The 17,691-nt window shown below is 55.9% G+C and carries 16 protein-coding genes and 1 pseudogene; 11 read left to right on the top strand and 6 right to left on the bottom strand.

From position 1 onward, the window contains the following. Positions 1–221: 221 nt before the first annotated feature. Together ACFWW2_RS04745 and ACFWW2_RS04740 are read right to left on the bottom strand one after the other, a co-directional pair. Positions 222–950, bottom strand: a complete 729-nt coding sequence (locus ACFWW2_RS04745) for a LysR substrate-binding domain-containing protein (protein ID WP_393926596.1) — start codon at positions 948–950, stop codon at positions 222–224. 3 nt (positions 951–953) lie between these two features. Beyond that, positions 954–1,142 (bottom strand): LysR family transcriptional regulator, encoded by a 189-nt coding sequence (locus ACFWW2_RS04740; RefSeq protein ID WP_393926595.1) that lies wholly within the window; start codon positions 1,140–1,142, stop codon positions 954–956. Positions 1,143–1,327: 185 nt separating this feature from the next. On the opposite strand from ACFWW2_RS04740, the gene ACFWW2_RS04735 reads away from it, so the two are divergent. The 9 genes and pseudogenes from ACFWW2_RS04735 to ACFWW2_RS04695 all read left to right on the top strand — a co-directional run bounded on the left by ACFWW2_RS04735 (position 1,328) and on the right by ACFWW2_RS04695 (position 8,565). Next, positions 1,328–2,170 (top strand): sulfotransferase domain-containing protein, encoded by an 843-nt coding sequence (locus ACFWW2_RS04735; protein WP_393926594.1) that lies wholly within the window; start codon positions 1,328–1,330, stop codon positions 2,168–2,170. Between the two features lie 62 nt (positions 2,171–2,232). Then, the gene (locus tag ACFWW2_RS04730) at positions 2,233–2,592 is read left to right on the top strand and encodes a hypothetical protein (protein WP_393926593.1); all 360 of its coding nucleotides are present in this window, start codon (positions 2,233–2,235) and stop codon (positions 2,590–2,592) included. Between the two features lie 789 nt (positions 2,593–3,381). Next, a complete protein-coding gene (locus ACFWW2_RS04725; RefSeq protein ID WP_393926592.1) occupies positions 3,382–3,735 on the top strand; it encodes a hypothetical protein in 354 nt (117 codons plus the stop codon). Positions 3,736–3,799: 64 nt separating this feature from the next. Beyond that, positions 3,800–4,552 (top strand): hypothetical protein, encoded by a 753-nt coding sequence (locus tag ACFWW2_RS04720; RefSeq protein ID WP_393926591.1) that lies wholly within the window; start codon positions 3,800–3,802, stop codon positions 4,550–4,552. A 71-nt stretch (positions 4,553–4,623) separates the two neighbouring features. Further along, the gene (locus ACFWW2_RS04715) at positions 4,624–5,823 is read left to right on the top strand and encodes a DUF1611 domain-containing protein (RefSeq protein WP_393926590.1); all 1,200 of its coding nucleotides are present in this window, start codon (positions 4,624–4,626) and stop codon (positions 5,821–5,823) included. Then, complete coding sequence (locus tag ACFWW2_RS04710) at positions 5,820–6,941, top strand: alanine/ornithine racemase family PLP-dependent enzyme (RefSeq protein WP_393926589.1); 1,122 nt, start codon at positions 5,820–5,822, stop codon at positions 6,939–6,941. The genes ACFWW2_RS04715 and ACFWW2_RS04710 overlap by 4 nt, the downstream gene beginning before the upstream one ends. 109 nt (positions 6,942–7,050) lie before the next feature. Then, the gene (locus ACFWW2_RS04705) at positions 7,051–7,182 is read left to right on the top strand and encodes a hypothetical protein (RefSeq protein WP_393926588.1); all 132 of its coding nucleotides are present in this window, start codon (positions 7,051–7,053) and stop codon (positions 7,180–7,182) included. Positions 7,183–7,287: 105 nt separating this feature from the next. After that, positions 7,288–7,569, top strand: a complete 282-nt coding sequence (locus tag ACFWW2_RS04700) for a hypothetical protein (protein ID WP_393926587.1) — start codon at positions 7,288–7,290, stop codon at positions 7,567–7,569. Positions 7,570–7,932: 363 nt separating this feature from the next. Further along, positions 7,933–8,565 (top strand): annotated as a pseudogene (locus ACFWW2_RS04695) (tyrosine-type recombinase/integrase). Positions 8,566–8,809: 244 nt separating this feature from the next. Here ACFWW2_RS04695 and ACFWW2_RS04690 read toward each other — a convergent pair. The 3 genes from ACFWW2_RS04690 to ACFWW2_RS04680 are packed head-to-tail and all read right to left on the bottom strand — an operon-like array spanning position 8,810 to position 14,515. Further along, complete coding sequence (locus ACFWW2_RS04690) at positions 8,810–10,180, bottom strand: efflux transporter outer membrane subunit (RefSeq protein ID WP_393926586.1); 1,371 nt, start codon at positions 10,178–10,180, stop codon at positions 8,810–8,812. A gap of 13 nt (positions 10,181–10,193) precedes the next feature. Continuing rightward, the gene (locus ACFWW2_RS04685) at positions 10,194–13,355 is read right to left on the bottom strand and encodes an efflux RND transporter permease subunit (RefSeq protein WP_393926585.1); all 3,162 of its coding nucleotides are present in this window, start codon (positions 13,353–13,355) and stop codon (positions 10,194–10,196) included. Then, a complete protein-coding gene (locus ACFWW2_RS04680) occupies positions 13,352–14,515 on the bottom strand; it encodes an efflux RND transporter periplasmic adaptor subunit (protein ID WP_393926584.1) in 1,164 nt (387 codons plus the stop codon). The genes ACFWW2_RS04685 and ACFWW2_RS04680 overlap by 4 nt, the downstream gene beginning before the upstream one ends. 89 nt (positions 14,516–14,604) lie before the next feature. Between ACFWW2_RS04680 and ACFWW2_RS04675 the strand changes: the two genes are divergently transcribed. Both ACFWW2_RS04675 and ACFWW2_RS04670 read left to right on the top strand, forming a co-directional pair. After that, complete coding sequence (locus tag ACFWW2_RS04675) at positions 14,605–15,537, top strand: helix-turn-helix domain-containing protein (protein ID WP_393926583.1); 933 nt, start codon at positions 14,605–14,607, stop codon at positions 15,535–15,537. 627 nt (positions 15,538–16,164) lie between these two features. Further along, positions 16,165–16,494: a hypothetical protein gene (locus tag ACFWW2_RS04670; RefSeq protein ID WP_393926582.1), complete on the top strand. Its 330-nt coding sequence runs from the start codon at positions 16,165–16,167 to the stop codon at positions 16,492–16,494. Between the two features lie 66 nt (positions 16,495–16,560). Here ACFWW2_RS04670 and ACFWW2_RS04665 read toward each other — a convergent pair. Further along, on the bottom strand, positions 16,561–17,691 hold a 1,131-nt coding region (locus ACFWW2_RS04665), incomplete at its 5' end, for an IS30 family transposase (protein WP_393926581.1).

The following is a 17,691-nucleotide window of genomic DNA, read 5'->3' as shown; positions in this document are numbered from 1 at the left end:
GACTTGATCTGCGGAAACCATCAAGGCCAGCGGACCTAAGAACCGCGCGAACAGGCCGAACACAAGACCGTATCTGACAAATTGCTAACTGCTTCGAAAAAAGTCTTGCTTTGCAGGGACCATCCACACAGGACGAAGCTGGCTTTCGCTGCATATGCGCGAACGACTGGTTTCGGCGTTTGACTTCAGGAACTAACTTGATGGAACACCGCCGGATTTGCTCATTGCAGGCCGCCGCGTTCCTCACCTTTTTTGCGTAATCCGTAACGCTCTTCATCGATCTTGTCGGCGGCGAAGTCCATGAAACTGCGCACGCGAAGCAAGCCGTGCGCCTCTTGCGATGCAACCAGCCACCACGGAGTGTCGAGTTCCGAGGGTGGCGGGAAACAGCGGACAAGATCTGGTAACGGGTCGCCGCTCCCGGTCCACAACAGCCCGACCCCGACGCCGGCTCGGATCATTCCCGACATGTTGGGCACAGAATTGCAGGTGGCTACGATCTTGTCTTCGCTGGTATGCGAAACGAACCATTTGACGAACCCTAAATGCGCGATTTCCTTTCCGAAGCTGACAATTGCGTGGTTTCGCAGGTCTTCCATTCTCTCCGGCATACCATGGCTCGCGACATAGTCTATCGAGCAATAGGCAGACCAGGTGATATCGGGCAGGCGACGGGCGATCAGCGTATCGCCGACCACTGCATCTGTCGCCCGAAAGGCAATATCCGCATCCCCGCGTTCGAGACTGACCTGCGTTTCTGCTGAGAGGTTCTCGAACCTCACCTCGGGGTGGAGCGTCCGGTAGGCCATCATGATTGGAATGATAATGTGCGTCATCAGCGCCTCGGGTGCAGTGACTCGGATGATACCGGACAAATCGCGATTGAGACGCTCGGCTTCGGCTGCAATGTCGAGAGAGGCCTGTTCCAGCTTCTCCGCCCTTGCCAGCAATGCCTAGCCTTGCGGCGTTAGGGAATATCCGCGGGTGTCACGTATGAACAGGGTTAGTTGCAACCCGTGCTCCAGCGCCTGAATACGTCGGCTGACGGTTGTATTGTTGATATTCAGCTGTCGGGACGCCGCCAGTGTTGAACCTTCGCGCGCCACTGCCAGGAAGATGCGGATGTCACTCCAGTCGTACATAACCCAAGAATAGCATGGCTCTGCAAAAAAGCAGAATGGTTCTCAATCTTGATGGATAGATCGCTGGTCGGCACGTCAATATCGTGGGGTCATTACACGGTACCCACAAAAAAGAGAGAATTAGAATGGACACAATGACCGCGCAAGGCGCCCCGTCAAAAACCCGCGATATTCAAAATCACCACATGGATTCAACAATTTGGGACAGTTTCACTTTTCGTGATGATGATATCATCGTGGCAAGCTACGCCAAGGCAGGCACGACTTGGACACAGCAGATCATCGGCCAGCTCATTTTCGATGGGCGCACCGAACCTGCGGCGGGACAAGTCAGTCCTTGGGTTGATCTGCGTGTGCCTCCGCCAGAAGTGAAGTTGCCGATGCTTGAGGCGCAGACGCATCGGCGGTTTCTCAAAACACATCTACCCGTCGATGCGCTCGTCTTCTCGCCCAAGGTCAAATACGTCTATGTTGCCCGCGACGGTCGTGACTTGATGTGGAGCCTGCACAACCACCATCACAACGCGAATGACCAGTTCTTTTCCGTCATCAACGACACGCCCGGTCGCGTCGGCCCTGCGTTGGACCGCGCACCGGAAGATCCGGTCGCCTACTTCCGCCAATGGCTTGATGGAGATGGCTATCCGTTCTGGTCCCTTTGGGAGAACATGCGTAGCTGGTGGGCGATCCGCGACCTGCCCAATGTGCTGATGGTGCATTTCAACGACCTGAAGGCCGATATGGAAGGCGAGATCCGGCGGATTGCCGACTTTCTGGATATTGCTCCGACAAACTGGGACGCGATCCTTCGCCATTGCTCATTCGACTACATGAAGACGAATGCCGATGCCATGGCCCCGATGGGAGGGGCACTTTGGGAGGGCGGCGGGGCGACCTTCATCAACAAGGGCACCAATGGCCGGTGGCAAGCAAGCCTGCCTGCCGCCGACAGTGCTGCCTACGAGGCCCGGGCCATTGCCGAATTGGGCGCTGAATGCGCCGCTTGGATGATGAACGGTCGTCGTTGATTTGAATGGCCGGTGGCCCCCCGGGTCACCGGCCATCCCACTCTTTCAAAAGGTATAGTACAATGACCCTCCATTTTTATGGCATCTGCGCAGCGGGCGCTTTGACCGTGGCTGTCGCTTCGAGCTCTTATTCTGAGGCACAAGAGGCAATCATGATTGTCACCCACGAAGTCGAAGACTTTGATCGCTGGAAAGACGTATTCGACGGCGCAATCGCGACACGACGCAGTGTCGGTGAGGTGAGCGCCTACATCCTGCACAACCCGGTCGACCATCGCGTCGTCACGGTCGTGTTCGAATGGGATACAATGGAGCGGGCGCGCGCCTTTGCGGAGGACCCAGTGCTTGCCAACGGCATGGCAGCTGCAGGTGTAATCTCAGAACCCAACTTCACATTCATTCAGGCGGAGCGAAGCTACTGACGGCATACGAATCCGCAGGGACACATCTAGGTCTCAGAAGTACCTTTGGCCAACTTGGCAAAGGCATAAAGCAAGCTTTGGTGCAGCGCCCAACATCCGTCGAAAAGGGCTCTCCGCCCGCTTTCGCGGCGTTTTGCCGGAACGTTGGCTATGGATGCACCAATGGTGGTACATCGTATGAAGCTGCAGAGTCCCAACTACGCCTGAGAGGCGAATGGCAGGTTACAAAGCACTCACAGACCCGGCTATGCCGCATCAGCATTGGGCGGCTGAGAACCCATGCTTACAAACGCTGCGGTCCGCGTGACGGAGTGTTTTCGGCACTAGGCGACGTAGGCGCCTCATTTGGCGGCAGGGTTGGGCACATACAAGATCGAAGGTTCGTTCGCTCTGCTCAATTCAAGAACATGGTCGGCGTTAGAAACAAGATCAGGTCGGCTTACATTGTAATTCAGGCGTGAAGGAACTACGTACAGGATACAAAGTTGTGGTTTTCTGCGGCAAAGGCGCATCGCCTGCTATAGCGAACTGCAATTATCTATCATCAAAATTCAGCTGTCACGTCCCGTTGCAAGGATCTGATGTTTGGGAAGTTTGCCGATGTTATCGCGCATGGCCACATCGCCCATGCGATAGGTTTATCCGTTTTGGCGGCCGGATACGCCCATGAAATACGACCAGATATGAACAGCGCCCTGTCGATCAATACGGCTTGAAAACGGCCCTGACACAAAATCTTGTCAGCGCAAAAAACAGTGAGGCGGCGCTTTCTCCGTCAAAGGATCAAAAATGACTTTTCCAGAATGGACGAAACCCGGCATCTACGGTGCCTTGGGTGGCGCGATTGCGGTTTCTATCCTCGGCTTTACTTGGGGTGGCTGGGTGACGAGCGGCAACGCCCAAACCATAGCACAGGACTTCGCAACTGACGAAGTGACTTTGGCAATGGTGCCGGTGTGCCTGAACATGTCTGCTGCAGACCCGGAACGCGCAGAGAAACTTGCGATCCTTCAGGATGCCTCGGCATTTGGCCGCCGCAATGCGATGATGGAAACAGGTTGGGCAACCCACCCGGGCTCAGACAAGCCAGATCGCAACCTTGCAGATGCCTGCCTCGCGGGGCTTGAGTTGGATGGATCATAATTCAAAGACAGCGCTGCAATTGCCCCAAACAACTTGCGGGACATCTGTATTGGCGGACATCCGAATGATTTGGGTTTTCTTCCTCGGCCCCACTTTCGCTCTGCTTGTTTTTGCAATCCCTGCATTCGCCCAATCCATGCCGGAAAACGCCAGCGCAAAGAGCTATGGTGACGGTTGGGATTGCAACGTCGGGTATCGGCTTATTGGCGATAGCTGTGCAGCCGTTGTGGCACCCGAAAATGCATATGAGACGAACCGCACATATGGTCCTGGATGGGAATGCTTTCATGGCTTTCGCAAGGTCGATGAAACGGCGTGCGTTGCAGTGGTTGTCCCCGATGGTGGGTTTCTGGACCCTTCTGGCGAACGCTGGCAATGCCTGCGCGGATTCCTCAAGGTTGATGATATTTGCCAAGAGGTCGTCGTGCCCGAAAATGCCCATCTGGTGGATGGATCATATGGGTCGGCGTGGGAATGTGAACGTGGGTTTGAGCGGATGGGTACCCGTTGCGACGCCATTGCGGTTCCCATCAACGGATATTTGAACGGATCTCGCTATGGTCAACCCTGGACATGTGAACGTGGCTTTTTCGAACGAGACGGTCTGTGCGAGGCCGTCGTAATCCCGGATTTCGCCTATTTTGACGATGCAACCTACGGTGAGGGATGGAAATGCCAGAGGGGGTATGAAGCCTCTGGTACAGCCTGCGAAGCGATAGACATCCCCGCGAACGCCCATCTCGACAGATCTGGAAACCGCTGGGAATGTAACAGGAACTTCCAAAAATCCAAAGGTCAGTGCGTTTTCAACAACTAAGAATTTGGCACTAAGGCTGCAGCCTCCACACGCAGGGGCGACGACAGTGTTGCCAACAAAAGGAAATTACCATGAAAACCGAACCTCAAACCGCCGATACCATTCGTCGTCCAATCAGAGGTGCACAAGCGCCCCCATTGACCAGCGACGCACCTACACAGTCCACGTCCATCACTCAGATCACCGTGCAGCCAACTGCGATTGTCTATTGCGAAAGCAACTTCGCCAAAATTGACGGCAAGACTGCCAACGGTCTTGTGCGTCATTCAGAGGCCTACCGGATCGTCTCGGTCATCGACAGCGACCACAGCGGCAACAACAGCGGACTGGTTCTTGATGGCGCGATCAACAACATACCAATCCTCGAAAGTCTCGATGCCGCCGTCACTCACGAAACCTCCATGCCCGATGCCTTTATCTATGGAATGGCCCCCTCAACCGGGCGGCTTTCGCCCGCTGATCGCAGCGTTGTACTGGAGGCGATCGCGCGCGGTATGAACATCGTCAGTGGCCTGCATGAGTACCTGAGCGACGACGCTGAAATTGCGCAAGCGGCATTGGATAGACATGTGACCATCCGCGACATCCGCAAACCCAAGCCCAGCAAGGACATGCGTCTGTTCGATGGCAGTGTCGCGAATGTCGATGCACTGCGCATCGCCGTTCTTGGAACCGATTGCGCCATCGGAAAACGGACGACCGCGACGGTTCTGGCCCGTGCCCTGAACGCAAAGGGCATCAAGACTGTGCTGGTAGGCACTGGCCAGACGGGTCTGATGCAGGGCGCGAAATATGGTGTAGCCATGGACGCCGTACCGCCCCAGTTTTGCTGCGGCGAACTTGAGGGCGCGATTGTCGCGGCCTCGGAGGCAGAGCAACCCGATGTCATCCTGATCGAAGGCCAAGGTGCGCTAAGCCATCCTGCGTTCTGCACATCCGCCTTTATCCTGCGCGGCAGCCAGCCGGACGCCGTCATCCTTCAGCATGCCCCCAAACGTGCCCATCGCTGCGATTTTCCCAACATGCCAATGCCCACACCGGCAAGCGAGATTGCGTTGATCGAGGCGTTTTCCGATACCAAGGTCATCGGCGTCACGCTCAATCACGAAGGTATGTCCGAAGCCGAGATCAAAGACACGATTGCAGGACAATCAGAGAAACTTGGGCTGCCTGTGACTGACGCACTCAGCCGACCAACGGGACATCTGCTGGCTATGGTCCTCAGCGCGTATCCCGGTTTGCAGCAAGGGATGCCTGTGGCCGCAATATGAGCAACCCGCGCATAGAAGTAGATCTTGGCAAGATACGTCACAACACCCGGACTGTTGTTGGGCTGCTGAAGGCGCGCGGCATCCAGGTGACCGGGGTGACCAAAGCCGTTTGTGGGCATCCAGCCATCGCCCGAGCCATGATTGACGGTGGCGCTGCAGGCCTCGCTGAGGCGCGTTTGAGCAATGTGAAGCAGTTGCGCCAGGCTGGAATTACTTGTCCGGTAACCTTGATCCGGACACCCATGCTGAGCCAGGTCGATGACGTCGTGCAAGTCTGTGAGTCGAGCTACAACACAGAGATTGCTGTGATTGCAGCCTTGGCCGCCGCTGCAATCCGGCAAGACACGGTTCACGGCATTATCCTGATGGTCGAAATGGGTGATCTGCGCGAAGGGATCATGCCGCAAGATCTCGGCGACATAGCCCAGCAGGTGGTGGACATGCCCGGTGTGGCGCTGAAAGGCATCGGAGCAAACTTCACTTGTCTGAGCGGCATTGCCCCGACGGATGCAAAGATGCAGGCCCTGTCTGTTCTTGCGAATGATGTTGAGGGGCAGTGTGGGCCATACCTCCAGACGGTCTCTGGCGGCAACTCTGCAAACCTGCCTTGGGCGCTGGGTGGACATGCGAATGGTCGGATCAATGATCTCAGGCTTGGCGAAGCAATCCTTTTGGGCGTCGAGCCGGTCTCTGGAAATCAAATAGGCGGAATGTTCAGAGATGCGTTTACACTGGTCGCCGAAGTCATTGAGACAGACGCCAAGTCTGTGCGCCCGGTCGTCAGCTTTGCTGATCTCACTTTGCCTAGAATTCACCTTGTCCCAAACACCGCAGAAACCACGCGGTTGATTCTTGCCATTGGGCATCAGGATACGGACGCGGCTGGGCTTTCAATGCCTCCCGGCAATACATTTATCGGCGCGACAAGCGATCATCTTGTTATTGGCACCAAGCATTCGGCAACCTGCGTCGGATCAGAAATGCGGTTCCAGATGAATTATGGCGCTTTGATGCGCGCCATGGCCGCCCCCGACATTCAGGCAAATCTACGCAATGACCGACCCGCGCCAAACGCGCGTGAAACCCATGGTTCCGGTAAACACCTGGCACTGGTTTGAACGACCTTGTTCCGACACGCCCAAATGAAACCAATGAGGAGAATGCCAATTGGCAAAGCTAACGAAAACAAGCGTGTTCAAAGCGCAAGGTCCCAAAGTGGAAACGCAGATGGACAAGACCACCCGCGTCGTTCGGAAGATGGCCGACGAAGAAGCGGAACAGCGGCAAGTCAAAATGGACCGTCTTCGCAATGCGCGCCTGGAAAGAGAAGCGAACACACCGACAAAGCCATCGCGGTAGCGCATAAGACAGGTTCACCCAAGGCCGCCATACAGCGATGACACACTGATTGCGCACCCATTTTCAAGTTTCAGTGGCGCGACGACAACCGCGTAGGAGTTACCCATGACGCATGCAGACAAGAGCGCTACAGAAATTCACTATATCTGTCAGACATATGTGGAACAGAAGCGGGGCCGTGACGGGCAAGCAAGCCTGAAGATTGGCAAGCAATTTCAATATTCAACTGCGTCAGAGGCCCAGAACAGAGCCGAACGGGAAGCCCAGTCCGAGGATTGTGCGGGCGCTGATGCCTATATGATCACAGAGGACCCAAACAGTGGCGAAGTCGGATCGCCCAGCTTCCTGGTCAGGCTCGGTAATGTCCCAGAGTTTGATGATTTCTAGAACTTGGCTACCGGCCAAGGATCCGCCCACAAGGCCTCCCATGACAATGTGCCGAGTTCTTTAGAAAAGCGGCAATTGGCGCAGCCGCAGCAAAAGGTCGCTTTGTCCGCATCTGTTAAGCACCACCGCTGATATGTGATACAGTCTGTATGAAGGGCCGATTTTGCCGCTGCGCGGCTCCACTGGATTTTCCGCTCACGCAGCATTTCGCACGCTGCGAGCGCACGCAGCACAAATTCAGCACTTCTGCTATGGGCTAAGACCAGACCTCGGATTCGGATGCAGCGCAGCATCCTGTGATGTAGTGCCCTGTCAACGTCGGGTTGTCGTTGTGGGAGGTGACGGAAGATCGGACGATCAGTCATGGAAACACCAAACTTACCTGCTATTCGCGCTCTTCGCCGCGCTTGGAACAAAGGCCGCATAGTCGGCCAACAACGCCCGCTAAAACCCAAACACGTATGGGCGATTCGAGTGCGTCTTGAGTTGGCCGAAAACCACCGCGATCTTGCGCAGTTTAACATGGCCATAGATAGCAAGTTGCGCGGATGCGATCTGGTCCGAATGCAAGTCGTCGATGTAATGGCATCAGGTCAGATCAAGGAACGTGCTTCGGTTTTGCAAAGCAAAACCCAGAAACCAGTTCGTTTTGAGATATCAGAGGGTACCCGGGCATCCGTATCCAAATGGATGGAAGACCGGTTGATAGTCGGTTCAGAATACCTGTGGCCTGGCAGGTTTCACGAACGCCTCCACATCACTGCCAGGCAATACGCCCGAATCGTGAGGGATTGGGTCACATCGATCGGTCCAGAGGCGACGGCATATGGAACACACTCAATGCGCAGGACTAAGGTCACACAGATCTAATAGAAGACCGGAAACTTGCGCGCTGTTCAGCTATTGCTTAGGCATACCAAAATGGACAGCACAGTCCGGTATCTAGGCGTCGAACTCGAAAATGTGCTCGCTACCTCGGAGGCCATTGAAATCTGATCAGATGGGTCGCTTGCAAGGGCGGCCGATTGTCGACATTCATTATTATTTTGATACCGAAGTGCTTTTTCTCCGAAATCAGCCATTCGTACATCACGTAGCATTTGCTGGATTGCGCTCGGGCCTCTGTCTCAAAGCCGCACCCGGCTTTTTTGCGGGGCTGCTGTTCAGGCTGATCTGCGAGAGCTCGCCCAATTAGACGATCTGTCACTCTAAGGCGTGCCGGCGGCCCTCTTGTCAGAGACTAACGGCTCAATGTTCTGCGCATCAACTCTGAGCTGGATTGAGTTTTCCAACCGCGACCTGTTGCTATCTGTAAGCGCATCCAACTCAATGTCGCGTTTCGACGTGCATCGGCAGTTGACAGCCTTGCGTCCGCAAATTGCCGCTCGACGTCCAATAGCTCTGCCAATGGTATCTCGCCAGTTTCATAGCTGGTGAGCGAAAGTTCCGCGACCGCGCCGATTGCCTCACTTGCATCCTGTTGTGCAGCCAGTTGTTGGCGCCATCCACGCAGTAATGCAATCGCAGCCTCAGTCTCCTCAGACGCCTTTAGGACTGCCTGACGCCACCGCAGCTCTGCTTGGCGGGCGCGGGAAATGGCGGCGTTGCGATTGGCGAGCAATGCACCACGGTTGAAGAGCGCGAGGTTTATTTGCGGTCCAAAGCTCCATTGGTCTGTGTCTCCGGTTCCGATGGAGCCATTCAAGGTGATCGACGGATAAAGCTGCGCTTCTGACACCCCAATAGCCGCCGTTGCGCTCGCAAAACTGCGCTCGGCTGCCTGCACATCGGGCCTGCTCCGGAAAAGGTCAGCCGGAACACCTGCGCTCGTGCCGCCTATCGGTCGCGGAATGGCACGCCCTTGCCCCATCTGCCGCTGTAAAGACGCCGACGGTTCGGCCAACAATGTCGCGATGCGAAAAACGCTGGCTTCGTAATTCGCTATCTGAAGCGGCAATCTTGCCCTTGCCGACGCCAAATCGGCACGTGCGCGTTGCACTTCGATGATCGTGGCATCGCCAACCTCAAGCCGATTTTCAGCAGCCTGAAGTGTTCTGCTGCGACTTTGCACTGTCTGCCGCAGGATCGTGGCGGCTTCTTGATAGTACCGCGCTTGCACGTAGTTATCGACGATTTCAGTCAGGAAAGCCAACCGCGCCGTGCCAAGATCCGCGCGCGTCGCATCCAAGGTCGCGGCTGCCTGTTCGACCTCTCTTGCGTTTCTCCCGAATATGTCAAGGACAAGACCCGCATTCAGTCGATAGGCGCGCGTGTCAGCGGCGATGCCTTCGCTTTCGCCCGTGGTGACTTCGGCCGTCAGGCTCCCATTGGTAAGAGACGCACCAGAGGCACGCAAACCGGCTTGAGACTCTTCAATGCGCTCAAGTGCAATCTGCACATTGAGGTTTTGGGCGATCCCGCGCGCTATCAACTCTGAGAGCAATGGATCGTTGAGTTGCGACCACCAGACGGTTTGGGGTGCATTTGGGATGCTCTCTGCGCCACCTCCTGCAAATCTGCTCGGCAGATCAACTGTGGGCGTCACATAGTCAGGTCCAACTGCGCCGCAAGACATCAGAAAACAAAGCGGGACGACGGCAAATGATTTCATTTCTCGAATTCCTTCAGCTGATGGCGCGACGGCGACCCAGAACCGGCGTCAGTAATACAGCCGCGGTGGAGCGGGCCGCCGCGAGATACGCGGGCACCAGGAACAACACGAAGAGTGAGCCAATCAGGATTCCCGCGCCCAATGAAATCGCCGTAGGGATAAGGAACTGCGCCTGAATACTGGTTTCCAGGACAAGAGGTGTCACACCCAGGAATGTGGTCAGCGTTGTCAGAAATATCGGACGGAACCGAGAGACAACCGCCCTGACGACAGCAGAACTCCAATCCTGGCCATCTTCCACATTTCGGTCCGCAGTCGTGATCAGCAACAAGGCGCTGTTGATCACGATGCCGGACAAGCCAACGACGCCGAAGATGGACAAAAGCGTCAGGTCGAGCCCAAGAACTGCATGACCAATCAGCGCGCCCATGAAACCAAACGGGATTGTCATCAGGATGAGTATTGGGTTGATGTAAGATCGCAGCGCCAATGTCAGCAATGCGAATATGGCGAAAAGTGCGAGGCCAAAGTTCACCGCCAGCGATGGGCCGAAATCGTCCTGTTCTTCTGCCTCGCCTGACAGTTCCATCGTCACATCCGGGTAGCGTTCCTGTATCTCCGGCAGCACCTGCTCCTGCAGCATGCGGATTTCCGCGCCGCCGGTGGTGATGGTTTCATCTACATCGGCAAGAATGGTTGTGATGCGGCGCGCATCAACCCGTGAAATCGTGCTTGGCGCGTTCGACAGCGTAAATGACCCAAGAGAGCTGATTGGAACGAGTTGGCTTCCAATGCGCACCCGATAATCGGCGAGGTCATTCAGATCGGTGCGCTCGCTTTCGGGAAGACGGACGCGCACGTCAATTTCTTCTTCATTCCTTTGCAGCGTTGTCACCAATTCTCCGAACACTGCAGAGCGTATCTCGCGCGCGACATCATTGACTGTGACGCCTAGTGATTTTGCATTCTCGGTCGGAATGAAGACAGCCTCTTGCGATGTTGTTGCCTCTGAGTCTCGCAATGACAGAATGCCCTGCCGGGCCGCTAACGCGTCCTTGATCTGATTGACGGCAAAGACGCGCGCGTCATCGCTTTTGCTGCCAACCTGCAGTGCGATATCCGCGCCGATGGGGACGACGGACGATGAAAACGTCAGCTGCACGATCCCCGGGATATCAGCGGTTTCCTCGCGCCACAGCCGTTCAAAGACGGCGGCACTGAAACTGCGCTGTTCTGCGGACATGATCTTGGCTTCGATTGTCGCGGTATCTGTTGACCCCGTGCCAACGCCGCCCGGGTCACCAGCCGCGAGCGCATAACCGATGGCGATGACGGTTGCTTGCAAAACATCGTCAGATGCAAGGGCCTGATCATCGGCGATCCTGGCCGCGACACGCATGGCTGCTGCAGCCACCGCTTGCGCGCGAACCGCGGTTTCGACCTCTGACACGCCTTCAGGCATCTCTAGTGTGCCGACCACATAGTCACCTTCAACGTCGGGAAAAAAGACGAATTTGACCTGCCCGCCTGACAGCAGGCTCAACGAGGCGAAGAATAAACCAAAGCTGGTCAATATGACGAACAATGGCTGCCGCACGGCAAATCGGGCGGCGCGCCGGACAAGCGTGCGCCCGACATAATCAAGGCTGCCACCAATCAGCTTGCGCAGCAGACCCAGCAAACGAAACGGCGACCAACGCCGGGCCGGGCGGTCTGAAATGCTTGCCAGATGATGGGGCAGAATGAACAGGCTGTCGATCAGCGAAAAGAACAGAACCAGCAAAACAACCGAAGCGACCGGGGCAATGAAGGAGCCCGATGTTCCGGGCAGCAGCAGCAGGGGGACAAACGCACACATGGTGGTCGCTACCGCAAAGAAAACCGGACCAGCCACACGCAGGACGCCCTCTTGCGCCGCTTTCAGGGAGGCATCACCTGATTGCCGTCGAGAAAAGGTATTTTCACCCACGACGATTGCATCGTCCACGACGACACCCAATGCCAATATGAACCCAAAGAGTGACAGCTGATTGATGGTGACGCCAAAGACCGCCATCAGCGAAAACGAAGCGATAAAGGCGGTCGCAATTCCGATGACAACCCAGAAAGCGACCCTGACCTCAAGCGTGACCGCCAACAATACGAGGATAAGAACAAAGCCGACAATCGCATTTGCGGACAACAGATCGATGCGACCGTTCAGAAGCTCAGCTTCGTTTCGCCATTCGATCACGTCCACGGTTTCCGGCAGGCGCGGTTTCAAACGCGTGTTTAGGTAACCTTGGGTCGTCTCAACAAGCTCCAGAATTTGTTGGTCACCTTCGCGATTGATCGAAAGAAAGACCGCCGGATCACCGTTCAATGTCGATACGATGCCACTATCTGCGAGGCCATCCTGAACTTTGGCGATATCGCTCAAGGTCAGGACTGCACCATCGGCCGAACTTACAATGGGAAGCGCGCCAAATTCTGTGCCAGTCTGTGCCTTCCCTTCCGTTCTCAGTTGAAGCCTCTCGCGATCTGACAAGAGCGTGCCACCGGACAGGTTCAGGCTTTCATTTGTGATCTGTGCGGCCAGATCGCGCAGGCCGGTGCCATAGGCATCCAGCGTTCTTTGAGACACCAGGATATCAATCTGGTCCTCGGGCGCACCTGACATGTCGACACTTGTGATGTTTGGAAAGGCGAGCAGCTCCTCGCGAATTTCAAACGCGAGATCCTTGATATCTGTCACCGGAAGCGGGCCAGTAACGACCAGTTGGATCGCCAGTTCTGGTGCCTCCGCCTCAACCACAATCGGGGATTCCGATCCGGACGGAAACACGGTGATTTCCCCCAAAGCGGCCTTCACATCATCAAGGACCACCCGGGGTTCTGCGCCACGTTCCAGCGACAGCGTCACGCTCGCGTTGCCTGTCACAGCTTCCGCCGAAACGCGGCGAATGCCATCTATCGCGCGCACTTTGCCCTCAATAGGGACGATGATCGTATCGGCGACCTCTTGCGGGGTTGCGCCGGGATACGCGACCGATACCTGAATGGCGCCAAGGTCGATCTTGGGGAAATTCTTGACCGTGATCGAAAAGAGGCTCGACAGACCTGCAAGGATCAATCCGATCATAAGGAGATTGGAAAAGACAGGATTTGATGCGGCGGCGCGAATAAGGCCTCTCATTGGTCAGCACTTTCACCAAGTGCGGCTTGCGCACCTTCAGAGGACACGCGCACTTTCAACCCTTCGATTGCATTTGGCAGGCGCGTTGTCACCACGCCCATCCCAACCTCAAGCGACCCTGACCGCAGGATCATGCGATCACCCGCGCGCCGATCCAGCACGGCCGGTATCTGCGTGAGCGCACCATCCACGACGCCCCAAATGCGATCACCGGTTTGAACCGCGGCCACCGGCACCGACAGCAACCTGTCTGAACTGCCCGGCAATGGGATGGAAACATCAAAGAGGGAATTGATCCGAAAGACTCCACCCCTTGTGTCAAAAGGTTGGCTGACCGTGACCAGCACGCCCGTTGTTTGTGTGGCCGCTTCGTTCGTCAATGCGATCCGACTAATGACCCCTGGCTTTTGCGCGCCAGACCCATCCGTCGCAGTGACCGTGACCCGCCGGCCGATAAGATCTTCACCTTGCTCAACAGCGTAAAGCTGCTCGGCATTCAGCCGCACCAACAGTTCCGCTTCATCTGCGGCCACCAACCTGCCCACTTCAGTTCCAGGCTGCAGGAACTGGCCAAGCGACAAGGTTTCTTGCGCGACAACAGCGTCGAAAGGGGCCGTGATGGTCGCTTGCCGTTGCGCCAGCTCTGCTGACAAAAGGGCGGCGTTGCGTTGTTTCAATTGCGCCTCTGCGGCTGCGAGGTTCGCTGTCGTGGTCGCAAGTGCCGCCTGAGACGAGATATTTCGTTCGGCAAGTGTGCTGATACGCGTCAGTTCTTTCTCAAGGCGCTCGCGCTCAGCCTCAGCAGCTGAGATATCGGCCTCTGCCCTGATGACGTCCGTTTCAAGCCGCGCAGCATCCAATTCAAAAATGCGTTCGCCATTCTCCAGCCGCTGGCCCAGTTGAAACCTCTCGTTGATCCATACGACGCGGCCGGCCAACTCTGTTGTCACGGGTACTTCCGACGATGCCTTCAAAAGCGCGGTTTGATTGACACTGGCCTCGACATCTGCACGCTCGACAAGGGCTACTTCCACGACCGGCAAGCGCTGGGGGAGAGCTACGGCGACGTTTGTCGCAGTGCCTGGCTGCGAAAACAGCAGATAACCGCCGTATAAAGCAGCAACGCCGACTGCAGCCAAAATCAAGTCCATTATACGCATATTTTCACCTCATCTGTGCGCGAAACCTTACGCGTGGTTTTGAGCCTGAACACAGGGCGAGGGCGAAAACGCTTCGAATTCGAAAGAGGATGGTCGAAATTCAAATGGTCACGTCGCAACAAGCTTTGTGTGCACCACAAGTTGCGGTATGTCCTGTATCAATGGATACATTCGCCGACTTCTACCAAAACTCGGAATACGCTTCGTTCGAGCAAGACGTGCGACGTGGCGGCACGTTCGGGCTTACCTTTTTGGACGTCAAGCAGGGTGCCATCGAGACGGCAGACCCGGCAATCCCCGAGGTTCCGTTTGTCACCACGATGAACAAGCACGACGCGTTCCAATATGACTTTGGCGATGGCTGGAAAACACACAGCTATGCGCAAGGCGTTGTTGATATACAGCCCCCCAACCAAGAATGCCGGTTCCGATTGCCCGATCTTCACCTGCGCATCGCCTTTGCCCCCGAACAACAGCTTCGCGTGCTGCTCGATGAACGGGGGATGTCATTGACGGCCCTCGAAGGCTTTTCCGGCCAGTTTCGGTCATCGGCCATGGCTTTTGCGCTGATCCAAGATATGTGGCGTCTTTCTTTGTACGACGATCCGGCCACAAACCTGATGATCGACGGGCTCTGGTTGAGCTTGGTGTCCAAATTGCTGGCGGATACCGACAAGAAACTTGGACTTGCGCCAGCTTCCGCAATCGGTGACGCGCGATTGGGACGGGTCGTTGAGTATATAGAAGAGCATCTATCCGAACCGTTATGTGTCGGAAATCTCGCCGCCGTCGCCTGCATGAGCACAACGCAGTTCAGCCGAAGCTTCAAAAGCGCGCTGGGGCAAACACCGGCAAAGTACGTCACGCAGCGCCGCTGCCGAAAGGCTGAAGAGCTGTTGCGGAAAACGAAATTGCCAGTCACTGCGGTCGCCGCGATCTGCGGCTTTCGAAACGTGAGCTATTTCTGGACAGTCTTCAAACGCGAAACAGGTCGAACCCCTGCCGAGACAAGGCAGCACTGAAGACGGTTCTTGGCGTGCTAGGCTTGAAACGTTTGTCCTTTCGCAGAAGTCAGTCCACGGAAAACAAAGTAGTGCTCAACCTGAATAAGCTAGGTTCAACGGTGGCTTGCTGATCGATCGAAGAAGCCGTTGCCGTGCGAAAGGACAATAACTAGTTTTTTGTTGCCATCAATGAAACATATCTACTCAAAACGGATCACCTTGCTATCAGCCTACCGAAGCCCAAAGGAAGCTACCTAACAAATGTCCGCTTTTTCGCAATTTTTTGAACTAACTTCGCAGTCGCAGCGAGCGGCTGCGTCCCGCCCGACGTGCAGAACAATCATGTCTGCTTTGGGCTGACAGTAGTCAACGACGTCAACTTATCGGATGTCGGCTGTGGGTTGGTTGCGCATTTAAGGCAACAAGCTGACCTAAAGTCCAACTTGTCCAATGCGAGTGTTCTTGAAATGTTCTTGAAATGGGGAGACGGACGACACCGCAGAAGAAAGCCGACGAAGCGGCGTTTCCAGGACGCATCCGCTTTGCGGTTCCCCCACGAGGATTTGGGATGCGCCTCGACGCGCTGCATCGCTGGCTTGCCAAAGAAGTAGTGGCGGACAGTACGCGGTTCACTCATCTCCTGCGATGGCGATGGATGCAATCGGAGTATACCTGCGCGATGCCGAGTGTGCACGTGCAGTTATTGAAGCCTTTCCGGACTTCACTCTTGCCGATGCGCTCGACTGTCGCGCATACTCGTCTCCACACCACGGTCAGGCGTGGGGCGGTTCTGAGTTGTTTGGTGTGTGCAATCTGTATTCAATGATGAAGGGGCAAGCGGCGATACGCGCGCTGTTTGACGAACTGAAGGACGTTACCGGCCGTCTGCCGCCCTTGATCGACCGTTCAAGATGCTGCGGTCGCAACCCGCAAAGCCGCCGTTCGCTGCACCTGCGCGATTTGGATCTTGGCTAAGTTCTCAAGAGCGGACAAACCCGACGTTCAAGGCAAAAGGGTCAATGTCCGCTTTCTGTGGCGATCTCAACCGGTCGACGCAACACACTCGGCGAACTTCTCCGCTGGCGTTTGATATTGCAAGGTCTTGCGCGGTCGTTCGTTGAGTTGCCTTGCGATAGCGCTGAGTTTTGCTTGGGAATGGGCGGATAGGTCGGTTCCGCGAGGCAAATATTGCCTTACAAGCCGGTTGGTATTTTCGTTCGATCCGCGCTGCCACGGTGACTGGGGATCGCAGAAGTAGACATCAACATCCGTGGCCAGCGTAAAGCGCGGATGATCCGCCAGCTCTTTGCCGCGGTCCCATGTCAGAGATTTGTAGAGCTCACGTGGCAGCTTCTGAGCCGACTTGATCAGCGCTGTGACCACGCTTTCAGTGTCTTTGTTGGCGACTTTTACCAGCATGACATATCTGGAATGCCGTTCCACGAGGGTCGCGACATAGCTGTTTTTTGAGCCCCCGATCAAGTCGCCCTCCCAGTGCCCCGGAACAGCGCGATCCTCGACCGATGCAGGTCTTTCGCTAATGGACACCGCATCCTTGATCTGGCCATTTCCCTTGCGCTTCTGGCTCGCGTGCTTGGAACGCCTGACTGTACGTTTGGCGCGCAAGTGCTCCAGAAGTTCCTTCTTCAGGACGCCACGTGCCTGTATATAAAGGCTTCTGTAAATAGTTTCGTGTGACACCTGCTTATGCGTCTCTCCAGGGAATGCGCGTTTGAGCCAACCAGCAACTTGTTCTGGCGACCATTTGCGCCGTAGCTTTGCCGATACTGCGTGGGCCAATGTCGGGTGGCAAGCCAACTTGCACATCTTGGGACGTAAAGCCCGGTCCCACGCAGCTTGATCCGATGTGGTTGCGCGATAGCCTGTCATGCCGCCATTGCGCCGAACCTCTCGGCTGATCGTTGAAGGCGCACGCACCAACTGACGCGCAATCGCGCGCAAGGACTGTTTGGTGCTGAGCCCAAGGGATATCTCTTCGCGCTCAGAAAGGCTCAATGCAGACCTGCCGCGTCTGCGATCTGGCGGGCGTATCCCACCCGTTGGTGAGATCACGGAAAAGACTGAGGATGATTGGCGATCAAAAACGCGCCCAATCGACCTCATCGACTCCCCACGCTGCCAGCGATCCCAGATCTCGGCACGCTGTTCTGC

The organism is Yoonia sp. R2-816 (assembly GCF_046762905.1).
Taxonomy (GTDB): Bacteria; Pseudomonadota; Alphaproteobacteria; order Rhodobacterales; family Rhodobacteraceae; genus Yoonia.
This window is presented reverse-complemented; position numbering and strand designations above follow the sequence as displayed.

Bases quoted from the DNA above. Each gene is read 5' to 3' on its own strand.
- ACFWW2_RS04670 (WP_393926582.1), top strand. From the start codon at position 16,165: ATGGCGATGGATGCAATCGGAGTATACCTGCGCGATGCCGAGTGTGCA.
- ACFWW2_RS04715 (WP_393926590.1), top strand. From the start codon at position 4,624: ATGAAAACCGAACCTCAAACCGCCGATACCATTCGTCGTCCAATCAGA.
- ACFWW2_RS04735 (WP_393926594.1), top strand. From the start codon at position 1,328: ATGGATTCAACAATTTGGGACAGTTTCACTTTTCGTGATGATGATATC.
- ACFWW2_RS04700 (WP_393926587.1), top strand. From the start codon at position 7,288: ATGACGCATGCAGACAAGAGCGCTACAGAAATTCACTATATCTGTCAG.
- ACFWW2_RS04730 (WP_393926593.1), top strand. From the start codon at position 2,233: ATGACCCTCCATTTTTATGGCATCTGCGCAGCGGGCGCTTTGACCGTG.
- ACFWW2_RS04740 (WP_393926595.1), bottom strand. From the start codon at position 1,142: ATGTACGACTGGAGTGACATCCGCATCTTCCTGGCAGTGGCGCGCGAA.
- ACFWW2_RS04690 (WP_393926586.1), bottom strand. From the start codon at position 10,180: ATGAAATCATTTGCCGTCGTCCCGCTTTGTTTTCTGATGTCTTGCGGC.
- ACFWW2_RS04725 (WP_393926592.1), top strand. From the start codon at position 3,382: ATGACTTTTCCAGAATGGACGAAACCCGGCATCTACGGTGCCTTGGGT.
- ACFWW2_RS04685 (WP_393926585.1), bottom strand. From the start codon at position 13,355: ATGAGAGGCCTTATTCGCGCCGCCGCATCAAATCCTGTCTTTTCCAAT.
- ACFWW2_RS04680 (WP_393926584.1), bottom strand. From the start codon at position 14,515: ATGCGTATAATGGACTTGATTTTGGCTGCAGTCGGCGTTGCTGCTTTA.
- ACFWW2_RS04710 (WP_393926589.1), top strand. From the start codon at position 5,820: ATGAGCAACCCGCGCATAGAAGTAGATCTTGGCAAGATACGTCACAAC.
- ACFWW2_RS04675 (WP_393926583.1), top strand. From the start codon at position 14,605: ATGGTCGAAATTCAAATGGTCACGTCGCAACAAGCTTTGTGTGCACCA.
- ACFWW2_RS04705 (WP_393926588.1), top strand. From the start codon at position 7,051: ATGGACAAGACCACCCGCGTCGTTCGGAAGATGGCCGACGAAGAAGCG.
- ACFWW2_RS04720 (WP_393926591.1), top strand. From the start codon at position 3,800: ATGATTTGGGTTTTCTTCCTCGGCCCCACTTTCGCTCTGCTTGTTTTT.